The organism is Desulfobacterales bacterium (genome assembly GCA_034003325.1).
Taxonomy (GTDB): Bacteria; Desulfobacterota; Desulfobacteria; order Desulfobacterales; family JAFDDL01; genus JAVEYW01.
Genome location: JAVEYW010000007.1, coordinates 210837 through 222813, shown reverse-complemented (window position 1 = coordinate 222813; position 11977 = coordinate 210837). Strand labels below are relative to the sequence as shown.

The following is an 11977-nucleotide window of genomic DNA, read 5'->3' as shown; positions in this document are numbered from 1 at the left end:
CAGCCCCTCCCATCACGCAAAAACAGCCCCTTCCTGAAATAGAGACAGTAATGAGGGCTTTTTATTTAACGATAGGGGGGTCAAAATTGGGTTATCGCAGGGGGTCAATTTTGGGTTGTCATTTCGATTAAGTAATTAAGTTAACATGGTTTTGTTTGGTTCGACCCCAAATCCACACCCAAATCCACTCAAGACCCATCAGAGTTCAAAATGAAAATTGGAATCCTAACTTTTTTCCGTTTTAACTATGGCGCGATCCTGCAAGCTTACGCGCTGCAGACCGTTTTAACATCTCTCGGGCATTCGGCTGAAATTATAGACTATGAAGCCTCCCACCGCATCGAATCCTTGTTCACTTCATGGACGAGTACAAAGGGTGTCGCCCTTAACCTCTCCACGATTTTGCGATACCGGAAGTTTATTGAGCGAAATGAGCGTATTGCCGCTTTTCGCCGGCAAAATTTACATGTCAGCGAGAAAAGGTATTATTCCAGCGAAGACCTAGAAAAAAGTCTACTCGAATATGACGCATTCATTTGCGGAAGCGACCAGGTGTGGCACCCCAGAGCGGATCATGATTGCAATCGGGCCTATTTCCTTGGTTTTGTGAAGCAAGACCAAGCGATTAAGACATCGTATGCGCCGAGTTTTGGGGTTTCCTCTGTTTCGCAATCGTTTCAGAAAGAAATACAGCCCTGGCTAACTGACATTCCAAATCTCTCTGTTCGCGAGGAGACCGGGCGCGCCATCATTGAGCAGGTGGCGGGGCGGCTGAGCGCAGTGGTGCTTGACCCTACCCTGTTGCTGAAAAGTGATCAATGGGGTCGTATTGCAGCGCCGTCAACGGTCAAGCCTCCCTATATTCTTGTTTATACCACAAGCCAAAGAGGGTTATTCCCGCAATTGGTAAAACACGTAAAAAAGACGACACGGCTTCCCCTCGTCGTTCTTTCGCTCACTGCCCTTAATCTTATTCCCATGGCAGACCGGGTGATCTACGATGCGGGTCCATCCGAGTTTGTCGGTTTGTTTGCCAATGCAACATGCGTTTGCACTAATTCGTTCCACGGAACCGCGTTTTCGATCATTTACCGGAAGCCGTTCTGGTCTGTCCCTCACAATGCGACAAACTCGCGGGTCGCTGACTTGCTAAACCGAATCGGATTGTCAAATAGACAAGTAAGTGCTTTGGACCAGTTCCCCGAATGGCCTTTGAAAATCGATTACACAGCCGCCAATTCATTATTTGACGGAGAAAGACGGCAATCAATCGTCTTTCTGAAAACCGCGTTGCAACAACCGTGAATTTCAATGAGCCCCCTCATGATCGACCGGCGAAATCGAATATGACCCACGTTGCTTCGGAAATACAAGGCCAAAGGGAAAGAAGGCTGGGCGCCGCTTTTGGGCTGGTGTATGTGATTTCCAGTCTCAGCTCGAAGCTGTTGATCATCCCGATTATCCTGCGCCACCTCGATAGCGCCGAGTTCGGTTTGTATCAGTTGATCGGCGCCTTCGTGGGGTACCTGGCGCTGATTGATTTCGGCATCAGCGGCACTCTGGGTAGATTCACCGCTAAATATCAAGCCTTGAATGACCGCGTCCGTCAGGACAATGTTTTTGCGATGTGTATCATCATTTATGTATTTTTGGCCGCAGTAATCAGTGTCGTCGGCTTTTTTCTGTACCTTAACCTGGACACGATATTTTCGAAGTCGCTGACATCGAACGAGATGGCGGATGCCAGGGTTATGTTTATGATTCTCCTCGGCAGCATTTGCGCCACAATTATTGGCAGAGCGTTTATTGGGGTGAATGCCGGTCACGAGCGGTTTGTTTTTTCCCGGATTACTGACAGCGTTTGTATGTGGGTGAAAGTTGGCGTGGTTGCGGCCGTGCTGGCCCTGGGGCATCGAGCGATCGGCATCGTTATCGCTGAAGCGTTTATTAATGTTGCGATTCTGGCGTTGAACGCGGCCTATGCCGGTATTGTTCTTAAGGTCCGCTTTAAACTTCACTACTGGGACTGGTCTCTCTTTGGCGAGGTGCTTGGATTCGCCTTCTGGGCGTTTCTCGCCATGCTGGTGCTTCAAATCAATTTCCGTCTGGGGAGCATTTTGCTCGGCGCCATGACAACCACCAGCCTGGTCGGCATCTATGCAATCGCCTTGCAGGTCAATACGATATACAACACGCTGCCGTCGATGATTTCCAGCGTGTTTCTGCCCCGAATTACGCGATTAGTCGTGGAAGATGCGGATGGTGAGCTGCTCACACGAGCCATTATCGGTCCCAGTCGATATCAACTCATGCTCGTGGGGTGCGTCTTGGGCGGATTCATTCTTTTCGGGCGGCAATTTATTTCGCTGTGGGCCGGGCCCGAATATGTCGGCGCCTGGGCGACGGCGCTTTTTATAGTGGCTCCGGTGACGATCCCCATATGTCAAAATACGATTCTCTCTATTCTTTATGCAAAAATGCTCAACCGCGACCGGGCGCTTATCACCTTGGCCTTCGCTGTTATCAGCGGCGTGAGCGCTGTTTTCCTGATTCGTGCTTTCGGATTATATGGTCCGGCAATTGCCACGGGTTTGGCGCTGCTGATCGGTCATGGGGTGGTCATGAACCTTTACTACCATTACTATGTCGGCCTGAATATGTGGCTGTTCTTCAAAAAAGTGTCTGAACGGATTCTTACCGTCATTGTCGCAGTCACGGTCGTGGGAGCTGCCCTTGTTTATCTGCCGGTGGGTGAGGGCTGGGTTGGGCTAACGGTGCGCTTAATCCTTTTCCTTATCCTCTATGCCCTGTCGATGTGGCTTTTCGGTATGAATGAAAGTGAGCGCGCCCTCTTTCGTTCCGCATTTCAGGCTGGTATCAGGGTGACGTTCGCGGTAGGCGGAGGGGAGGTAAAAGCACGATGAACGATAGGGTGCCCGTTGAAAACTGCACAGGTTGTTCCGCCTGTGTTTTTAGTTGCCCACAGAAGGCCATCGACATGGTCGAGGATGGCGAGGGGTTTCTTTACCCGCGAGTCGACCCGGAAAGATGCAATTCCTGCGGTCTTTGTATCAAGGGCTGCCCGGTGCGGGCTGATGCCGTCGTAACATCAATGGCCATACCGACCGTTTATGCGGGTTGGACAACTGATCCCGACCTGTTGCGGCAAAGCACCTCCGGCGGCGTATTTTCGGAAATCGCCCGCCCTATTATCGAAGAAGGCGGTGTCGTGTTTGGCGCCGCGTACGATGAGAAGATGACGGTTCGGCATATGGCCGTAACGTCGTGGGGCGGTCTGCGGGCGCTGCGCGGCAGCAAATATGTGCAATCGGACGTCGGGTACTCATACCACGCGGCCGAAAAATACCTTATGGCTGGAAAGCGCGTTCTTTATTCCGGAACGCCCTGCCAGATCGCCGGACTTCAGGCTGCGATCGGAAAAGACCATGAGGGCCTTTTAACTTGTGACTTGATTTGCCATGGTGTTCCTTCCCCGAAGGTCTTCCGTATGGCTATCGACTCAATAGAAAAACACAAAAACTCAAAGGTCGTCGACTTTTTCTTCCGGGATAAGTCGTTCGGTTGGTTGTACCCCATGGTGCGAATTGCTTGTGCAGACGGCATGTTTTGTGATGAAAACAATATGGATAATCATTTTAATCTTGGCTTTCTAAAAAACATCTATCTAAGACCGGCTTGTCATCAATGCACCAGTAAGCTTGGCGACTCAGCGGCTGACATCACGTTAGGGGATTTTTGGCAGTTGTTGAAATTCGAGCCGTCACTGATAAATCGCGGGGGCACTTCGGCTGTCATTGTCAATACAGCACGGGGCCGCCGGGCAATCCAGCAAAGTGCAGGGCGTCTTTCTCTTACGGAATGCCCGTTCGCCTATGTCGAAAAAGAAAGCAATCTTCGAAAATCGGTCAAGCCTTCGCCTGAAAGAGCGGCGTTTTTTGCGGACCTCGATCGCTTGTCATTCGAGGAACTCACACAAAAGTATATAAAACCCCGAAATACCTTGGTGCGCCGGCTTGCCTATATTCGCCGGGTTTGTCTCAGGTGGCGCGACAATTGGAAATGCGCATGAGAATTCCTTCAACGCCATCCAGGAGGTTACGACCACCCCCGATGATGCGGCTTCCTTTTTTTCCACGGTTGGATATCCCATTTGCCGTCATGGGGTTGTTTTTTGTGGCGATGGCCGTTTCAGAATACTTGCTCCCAGGTGGGGCAGGGGGCGACCGGTTGCCAGTCAGGATACTCTGCGGGGCTCAGACTGCTTTCGCGCTCATGGTTGTTTTTTTTAGTCACGCGCCCACCATTCTCTCCGGCCGTATGCCTATTTCCTTTCTCCTTTTATTTATCTGGCTGTGTGTTTCAGGAATTACATATACGGACAACAAGATGATGGAGGCGGTGTACCTATGGGTCATGTATCTTTATTGGTATTCGCTGTTTCTATTCTTCTATATTCGTTCCCGTGCCCATCCCGAACGCTTGCAGATGTTTATAGTTCTGGCCGTCTGTTCATTGTTGGTATGGGTGCCTGCGTTACTGAATTTCACGAGGGTTAATGTGGAAATAAGCAATACTCCGGTGTACCGGCAGGCCCAGAACTACGCAGGTTATTACATCGTAGCCCTGTTCCCCTATGCGCTGTTACTAAAGAGAAAGACTTTAAAAATAATTGCCATTGCGTTGATATCCTATGGGGCGGTTTATTCCTTGAAACGTGGCGTGATACTGGCGTTAATTTTAATGGGGTTCAGTTCATCCCTGCTCTATTATACTATTTTTTCCAACGTAAAAAAAAAAGGCAAAAACGCCATTGCCATAATCGCTCTATGGGCCATAGCTATATCGGCTGGATTGCTATTCGTGCGCGCCAATCCAGAGGCTGTTTCTCGCCGTTTAAAATCCGACACCGGCCGAAGCGGCATTTATGCCGCAACTTTGGAGGCAATTGCAAAAGCGGATTATTATTTATTAGTTATAGGACACGGAAACCGGCAATCGCTTGCAGCGACAGGGCATGAACCGCATAATGATTGGCTTTTACTTCTTTATGATTATGGCATAGTCGGTGTGATAATTATGCTTAATATTTATAGTAGTCTAATCAGTTTGCTTTTAAAACTTTGTAAGTTAAAATCGCCTTTGGCAATACCGTTGGTCTCGGTCATCGTATTGATGGCTTGTGTTCAATTCTATAGCACCGGTTTATACGTAAAGATTTTTGGTTTCATTACAGGGGGCATTGGTATAATAGTGGGCCGTTTCTATGGCGAACCCACATCCATACAGAATTCAACTGAATTGAGTCGATCGCGACCGCTTCTGATTGGTTGTAACGCACCTATTCGTGGAGAATTGACATGAGCATAGCCATCGTTCTGCTTAAGGCGGAGGAAAATATTTCCCATCACATGGAAGCACTGCGCAATGCTATTGCTCCCAATTCAAAACAGCTGTTGCCTTGTGTATATTCTCTGCGCCAAGCGGTGGTCGGTTGGGTGCCTGGACCAGAGGTTTTTCTTTTTTATGAGAATAACGATTCCCGCATTGGTGTAACTGGCCGGGTCGTCATTTTGGGGTACGCAGTAGCGCCAGGTGCAAGTGCACCCGGCAAATTAGGGCAGATCCTTCTCAATGCTTGGAGGGAACGCGGCACTGCTTTTCTCGCCGATGTAGAAGGCTCTTTTTCCTTGTTTATGCATGATAGCCAAAAAGAGATTTCCCTTGTAGCGACGGACCCAATTTCAAGCCGCCCCTTATGGTCTACAAACACCTCGTACGGCACCGTGATTTCTTCTGATTTGCGCGACGTTTGCCATTTGTTCGATGGCAAATTGTCGATTGACAAGGCCTATTTGTGGTCATTTTTTTCTTGGGCCAAAACTGTCGGCGATCATTCGCCAATAGACGGAGTGAAAGGATTAGAGCCGGGACAAGCGATAGAATTTAAGGGTGATCGTGTAATCAGCAAGTCCTACTATACAGAACCGGTATTTAGACCGGATTTCGATCGGTCTACCCGAGAGACGGCTGAAGCGCTTGTTGAATGCATGCGTCATACCCTCGTGGATCTTTGCACCGGAAGCCGTGCCCCGTGCCTCATGCTTAGCGGTGGCCTTGATTCAAGACTGATCGCTGCATTGTGTCCTGATGAAATGGGTGCGGTCACTTTGTGCGACAGGGTCAATCGGGAAGTGGATATCGCACACAAAATCGCAAACCGCTGTGGTCTGAAACATTCGATCATTAAACGAAACATTGACTGGTACCCTTCTCTCGTGGCGAAGGCCAGCCAGGGAAGTTCAGGGTTATGGTCCTGGCTGGAGTCACATTACACGCCATTGGCGGACATGCACGACTTATTTCCATACGATGTTGTGACCTTAGGTTTCGGCGCCGATACTTACTTTAAGGGCTTACTTTTAAAGAAAGATAAAAGATTTTGGTGCGACTGGCGAAATCGTCGTGGACCAAAACCGAATTCTGACCAAATTCTTCGTCTTTTGATGGATACCCGCCAAGATAATTTTTTGGGGTACAATGTTTTGCGCAAGGAAATTCATCGAGAATGCAGAGACGCATATGTAGAAGCGGCAAGCAAAGAGATCGAAAAATGTATTCGGTGGGCGAACAATTTGCCAGACTTGTGGGAGCTTTACCAAACACGGAGTATGGTCCGCGTAAAAGAAATGCTGAATTTGGTTTGCTTTCGGTCTTTTACATCTGAAAGAAATCTATTCAGTTCTCCGCGCCTCCGAAAACTATATTTGACGATTCCTTCAGATACGCGTGCAGGCGGCCGTCTCGTACTTGAAGCATTAAAAATCGTTGGGAAGGGGCTTGCTTCGCTCCCTGATGCATCGAGCTGGCTGCCTGCCAGATTTCCCGGTTGGATGCATAATGGAGCGCTACAATGTCGCGGCAATTTATCGCGAGCTCGAGGCGCTCTTTTAAGAATCTCGTCCAGTCGTGAAGTAAGCGGGCATGGCGCATGGCAACGGACTGATCGACTGCTTGATACGAGTTCGGATTTACAACAAATTATTACTAATGTCATTGAGGATAATGAAGCGTTACCCGATAGTATTTTCGACCGCGATGTTTTGATAGAACTATGGACGAAAAGGACTAAAAATTCAGCCGAAAAGCACATGATGCTTGCTCTCTTGGTTTCATTTGGACTTTTCCATAACGAGTTGATTTCGCAGTCATTAGAACCTTAGGCGGGGCAAAAAATTTTTAAGCGTATGTAGTTATGGCCTGATCAATATCAGGCCAGATAAAAGCAATTGAAGTGGTAATATCTGAATACCGTTAGAGTAATGAACAGTTACTGGCTGAGATACCATAATCGATAAAATTTAGGTTTCCGCATGCAAAATATACTTATTCTCACCAACATCGCCCCAAATTATCGCAAGCCATTGTGGCTTAAATTGTTGCAAACCGATTCGTTTAACTGTTCTTTTGCTTATGGTGAAAATCTCTCAATAGGAATCCCGCAAATTCGAATGAAAGAGTTTGAAAATTCCAGTAAATCAAATCAAATTCAAAGGCTAAAAAATATTTGGCTAAAAAATATAATACTTTTTTGGCAATTGGGAGCATTAGCTATTATTTTGAAAAGCGATTATTCGGTGGTCGTCTTCCTTGGGGAATGTTATTGCCTTTCTACTTGGCTATCAGCCATCATTTGCAGGCTTAAAGGTGCCCGGGTTGTGTTTTGGGGGCATGGGATATATGGGAATGAATCGAGGCTAAAACTCTTCCTGCGGAAAAATTTTTACCGCCTGGCACACCAACACTTGGTGTACGGGCGGCGGGCAAAAAGATTGATGATCGCGTTGGGGTTTAAGGCCGAAGACCTGTTCGTGGTGTTTAACTCGTTAGATTATGATCGTCATAAAGCTATGCGGGAACAATACCGTACTTTGACCAAGCAAGAAGTTTATCCCTTTTTTCGAAACCAATGTCTTCCGATTCTTTTGTTTATTGGGAGGCTTACAATAAGCAAAAGACTAGATATTTTATTGCATGCTGCGAATTCCATCAACAGCAAAAAACCTTTTTTAAACCTTGTTGTCATCGGCGATGGCCCCGAACGTGAAAAACTTGAGAAACTTGGTCAGAAAGGAATTGCGGGTAAATGGCTGCATTTTGTTGGTGCTTGTTATCTCGAGGAAAAAAATGGAAGATATCTATCGGTTTCAGATCTGTGCGTCTCGCCGGGCAATGTTGGGCTAACAGCCATCCACAGCCTTAGTTTTGGCACGCCAGTTTGCACCCACAGTAATTTAAACAACCAAGGGCCAGAAGCGGAGGCCATTGTGGATGGTTATAATGGTTTTTATTTTAAAGAAAACGACGTCGCTGACTTAATAGAAGGAATAAAAAAATGGTTGTTGATCAATCCGGACAGAGAACTGGTGAGGGAGCGGTGTTTCAGGATCATTGATGCCTACTATAACCCTGACTACCAATTATCTGTCTTTAACAGAATGGTTAGCAGTTAACAACCCGAAATCATATAGTGTTATATGCTTTGAGGTGATGAACGCGTGAAGACCTGCTGCCCCCTTCCTATTATCAAAAAATACTATTAACAAAGCATCCAAAAATCGTGTTTAAAATCCTGCATATCACACCAATGGTCGGCAAAAGGTCCTTCGGTATCGGCCCGATCCCCTTGAACCTTGCCGAAAGCCAGCAATATTTGGGGCATCATACTGAAATTTGGACTTGTGACTCGAAGGCTGAAATTACAGGCGTAGCGAAGAATTCAGGGCTGGCCCCTGAATCGATTCTCACTTTCCCGTTTGTGGGGCCCGAAAGGTTGAGTTTTTCGCCTGAGATGGGACGTATGGCTGCCCGAAAGGGGTGCACCTTTCAGATTTTGCATCAACACGGCATCTGGACGGCTATGTCGCTTGTTACGAATTTATGGCGAGATCAAACAAACTTGCCAACCATTATTGCGCCGCATGGCTCTCTTGACCCATGGGCGCTGAAGCGATCCAACCTTAAAAAACAGATTGCGCTCAGTTTGTATGAGCGAAAGAATCTCGCCCGCACCTCTTGTCTTCATGCTTTGTCTCATCGTGAGGCTGATGGTTTCAGGCAATACGGCCTACAAAACCCCATTGCGGTAATCTCTAACGGTATTGCAACTTCCTGGATGATTTGCAAGGGGGATGGGAAGGCTTTCAGGCAACGGCACGCAATTCCAGAAACAGCCCGGTTGATGCTGTTTTTGGGCCGCATCACACCCATAAAAGGTCTGCTCATGCTGGTGCAGGCGTTGTCAGAGATAAAGTGGCGCCTCGGAGATTGGATGCTTTGTATTGCAGGTGTGGATGAATTCAGTCATCAGGCGGAAGTTGACGCCACGGTGCGACAGCTATCTCTGACGCAATATGTCAAATTTGTGGGGCCGCAGTTTGACCAGGAAAAACGAGATGCCTTTGCAGCAGCGGAAATGTTCGTGCTGCCATCCTACAGCGAAGGCGCGCCGGTGGCTATCCTTGAGGCTCTGGGGGCCGATCTCCCGGTTTTAACGACTCACGCATCTCCGTGGGAAGATTTATTAACCCATCGTTGTGGATGGTGGTGCGATATTTCAGTGAATGCGATAACTGAGTCCTTACAAGAGGCCATTAATCAGCCTCGCTCAGTGCTGATGGAAATGGGGCAACGAGGCAAAGTGTTGGCCCGGGATCAATATGCCTGGTCTCAGATCGCCCAGCAGACGATTTTACTCTATGAATGGCTTCTGGGACTGGCACCACAGCCCAATTTTGTGACTAAGGATTGAAACGATGAGAAGACGCAAAGATGGTAATGGAAAAAATAACCACGAAGAATCTGAAGAGCCCGAATGGACGATAGCCAATGTTTAAAGATAAAACACTTTTGATCACCGGCGGAACCGGGACTTTCGGCAATGCGGTTCTAAATCGTTTTCTGGACACGGGCATCGAAGAAATCCGCATCTTCAGCCGCGACGAAAAAAAACAGGACGACATGCGAAAGGTCTATGCCAACCCGAAACTGAAATTTTATATCGGAGATGTCCGTAACGGCGGAAGTCTGCGTGACGCAATGGTGGGTGTTGATTTCGTCTTTCATGCGGCGGCGCTGAAGCAGGTGCCGTCCTGCGAGTTTTTTCCGCTTGAAGCGCTGAATACCAATGCCCTCGGAACGGAAAATGTGCTTAGCACGGCGATCGCCACCCAGGTGGAGCGGGTGATCGTGCTCAGCACAGACAAAGCGGTGTATCCGATCAATGCCATGGGGATTTCCAAGGCGATGATGGAGAAACTGGCCGTGGCAAAATCCCGCGTGGCAAAGGATAAGCCGCTGATTTCGATCACGCGCTATGGCAATGTCATGGCCAGCCGGGGGTCGGTGATTCCTCTTTTCATCGAGCAGATTCAGGCGGGCCGGCCGATTACGATTACCGACCCGGCCATGAGCCGCTTTATGATGACCATCGAGGATGCGGTGGACCTGGTGGTGTATGCCTTTGAAAACGGAAATACCGGGGATATTTTCGTTCAAAAGGCCGCGGCCTGCACCCTTGAGACCCTGGCCAAGGCGCTTAAAAGCTTGTTGGAAACAGATACCCCCATCGAGGTGATCGGCACGCGCCATGGGGAGAAGCTGTATGAAACCTTGCTGACACGCGAGGAATTGTCGGTGGCCGAGGATCTGGGGGGCTATTTCCGGGTGCCGGCGGACAACCGGGATCTGAATTATTCACAGTATTTCAGCGAGGGCCGCGAGGAAGTCACCCTGCAACAGGATTATAACTCTCACAATACGGAACAAAAGGATGTGGAAGGGATGTGTGAGCTGTTATTGAAGCTGGAATGCGTGCGGCAGGCGATGCGGGGGGAACGGGTCGCTGCCTGATTTATTTGCCACGAGCTGCACGATGGTAAAAGGAAGCGATACAACACAACGGGCTGAATACCTGCTTATTGTGTTTGAAAAGGTGGTTATAATGAATTATGCTAAAAATCATAATGTAGGTTTTTAAAAAAGGTTTTTAACCACGAGGTGATATCATGACCCAAGTCTTGGAAATACCTGATCTTAATGTGTCGGCCCAAGATCTCAAGATAATCCTTGCGGAAGCCTTGCTTGCACAAGGATCGATTTCCCTGGGAAAAGCCGCACAAATTGCAGGATACAGCGAACGCACCTTTTCTGAACTTCTGCTGAAAAAAGGGGTGAGCCCCATCACCTTTGACGATGAACATATAGCAGAAGATATTCGAAATGCCTGAAATACAGCAAGTTATTGCCGACACCTCAGTTTTGATCGCATTTGAAAAGCTTAAACTGCTCAATTTGTTGTGCCATGTTTATGACCAAATTCTCTTGCCTTCCGCGGTACATCATGAATATTCAAGCGATTCAAAGCCATGCTTCACCATGGCCGAAGCGCCTCAAGGGGTTTCGAAGCTTTTGGAAAATGAGATCGGACTTGGCCGCGGAGAGTCCGAAGCTATTGCTTTGGCCTTTACGTCCGATGTGCCGGTTTTAATAGATGATCTAAAAGGCAGAAAAGCTGCGAGAACATTGGGCTGCCGAATAAGCGGAACGATTGGGGTTTTGGTAAAAATGGAACGCTGGGGTTTTGGTAAAAATGGAACGCCTAAGGCTGATTTCAAGTGCCTATGAGGAAGCTCAAAAATTGATGGCTATGGGGTTTCGAGTATCGAAGGTAATTTTGGATAATTTAAAAGGCTAACCATGCACATTTCATTTCATCTGACTTGTGGTGCGCTTCTGCGTTAACATATTCCCACCATCTTCGTGTTCCTCGTGCCCCGTTTTGAAATAATATTTGTAACTACTCAGGAATACAGAATTCAGGAGCCAGAATTCAGAATAATGCACTAACCGCCTGAATCTTCATTCAACTATATTTAATCCGACTGCTTTCGGTTGTTTT

10 protein-coding genes are annotated in these 11977 nt (G+C 47.9%); all 10 read left to right on the top strand.

The genetic code is table 11. The annotated features are described in order from the left end of the window. Positions 1–210: 210 nt before the first annotated feature. The 10 genes from RBT11_09980 (at position 211) to RBT11_09935 (ending at position 11703) form a co-directional block, all read left to right on the top strand. Positions 211–1305, top strand: coding sequence for a polysaccharide pyruvyl transferase family protein (locus RBT11_09980; protein ID MDX9787096.1), 1095 nt, complete (start codon positions 211–213; stop codon positions 1303–1305). 41 nt (positions 1306–1346) lie between these two features. Further along, positions 1347–2924 (top strand): oligosaccharide flippase family protein, encoded by a 1578-nt coding sequence (locus RBT11_09975; GenBank protein ID MDX9787095.1) that lies wholly within the window; start codon positions 1347–1349, stop codon positions 2922–2924. Further along, a complete protein-coding gene (locus tag RBT11_09970; GenBank protein MDX9787094.1) occupies positions 2921–4090 on the top strand; it encodes a Coenzyme F420 hydrogenase/dehydrogenase, beta subunit C-terminal domain in 1170 nt (389 codons plus the stop codon). Before RBT11_09975 ends, RBT11_09970 begins: the two co-directional genes overlap by 4 nt. After that, positions 4075–5382: a hypothetical protein gene (locus RBT11_09965; protein ID MDX9787093.1), complete on the top strand. Its 1308-nt coding sequence runs from the start codon at positions 4075–4077 to the stop codon at positions 5380–5382. Before RBT11_09970 ends, RBT11_09965 begins: the two co-directional genes overlap by 16 nt. Continuing rightward, complete coding sequence (locus RBT11_09960; protein MDX9787092.1) at positions 5379–7241, top strand: asparagine synthase-related protein; 1863 nt, start codon at positions 5379–5381, stop codon at positions 7239–7241. The genes RBT11_09965 and RBT11_09960 overlap by 4 nt, the downstream gene beginning before the upstream one ends. Positions 7242–7391: 150 nt before the next feature. Next, positions 7392–8531 (top strand): glycosyltransferase family 4 protein, encoded by a 1140-nt coding sequence (locus tag RBT11_09955; protein ID MDX9787091.1) that lies wholly within the window; start codon positions 7392–7394, stop codon positions 8529–8531. A gap of 107 nt (positions 8532–8638) precedes the next feature. Further along, positions 8639–9829: a glycosyltransferase gene (locus tag RBT11_09950; GenBank protein MDX9787090.1), complete on the top strand. Its 1191-nt coding sequence runs from the start codon at positions 8639–8641 to the stop codon at positions 9827–9829. 77 nt (positions 9830–9906) lie between these two features. Beyond that, positions 9907–10929 carry a polysaccharide biosynthesis protein gene (locus tag RBT11_09945; protein MDX9787089.1) on the top strand — a complete coding sequence of 341 codons (1023 nt, stop codon included), beginning with the start codon at positions 9907–9909 and terminating at the stop codon, positions 10927–10929. A 155-nt stretch (positions 10930–11084) separates the two neighbouring features. Further along, positions 11085–11306, top strand: a complete 222-nt coding sequence (locus RBT11_09940; GenBank protein MDX9787088.1) for a UPF0175 family protein — start codon at positions 11085–11087, stop codon at positions 11304–11306. Then, complete coding sequence (locus tag RBT11_09935) at positions 11299–11703, top strand: hypothetical protein (protein MDX9787087.1); 405 nt, start codon at positions 11299–11301, stop codon at positions 11701–11703. The genes RBT11_09940 and RBT11_09935 overlap by 8 nt, the downstream gene beginning before the upstream one ends. Positions 11704–11977 lie beyond the last annotated feature (274 nt).

What these genes read in the sequence shown, in the direction of transcription:
- RBT11_09955 (MDX9787091.1), top strand. Translation starts at nt 7,392, where the DNA reads ATGCAAAATATACTTATTCTCACCAACATCGCCCCAAATTATCGCAAG.
- RBT11_09945 (MDX9787089.1), top strand. Translation starts at nt 9,907, where the DNA reads ATGTTTAAAGATAAAACACTTTTGATCACCGGCGGAACCGGGACTTTC.
- RBT11_09940 (MDX9787088.1), top strand. Translation starts at nt 11,085, where the DNA reads ATGACCCAAGTCTTGGAAATACCTGATCTTAATGTGTCGGCCCAAGAT.
- RBT11_09960 (MDX9787092.1), top strand. Translation starts at nt 5,379, where the DNA reads ATGAGCATAGCCATCGTTCTGCTTAAGGCGGAGGAAAATATTTCCCAT.
- RBT11_09970 (MDX9787094.1), top strand. Translation starts at nt 2,921, where the DNA reads ATGAACGATAGGGTGCCCGTTGAAAACTGCACAGGTTGTTCCGCCTGT.
- RBT11_09975 (MDX9787095.1), top strand. Translation starts at nt 1,347, where the DNA reads ATGACCCACGTTGCTTCGGAAATACAAGGCCAAAGGGAAAGAAGGCTG.
- RBT11_09935 (MDX9787087.1), top strand. Translation starts at nt 11,299, where the DNA reads ATGCCTGAAATACAGCAAGTTATTGCCGACACCTCAGTTTTGATCGCA.
- RBT11_09980 (MDX9787096.1), top strand. Translation starts at nt 211, where the DNA reads ATGAAAATTGGAATCCTAACTTTTTTCCGTTTTAACTATGGCGCGATC.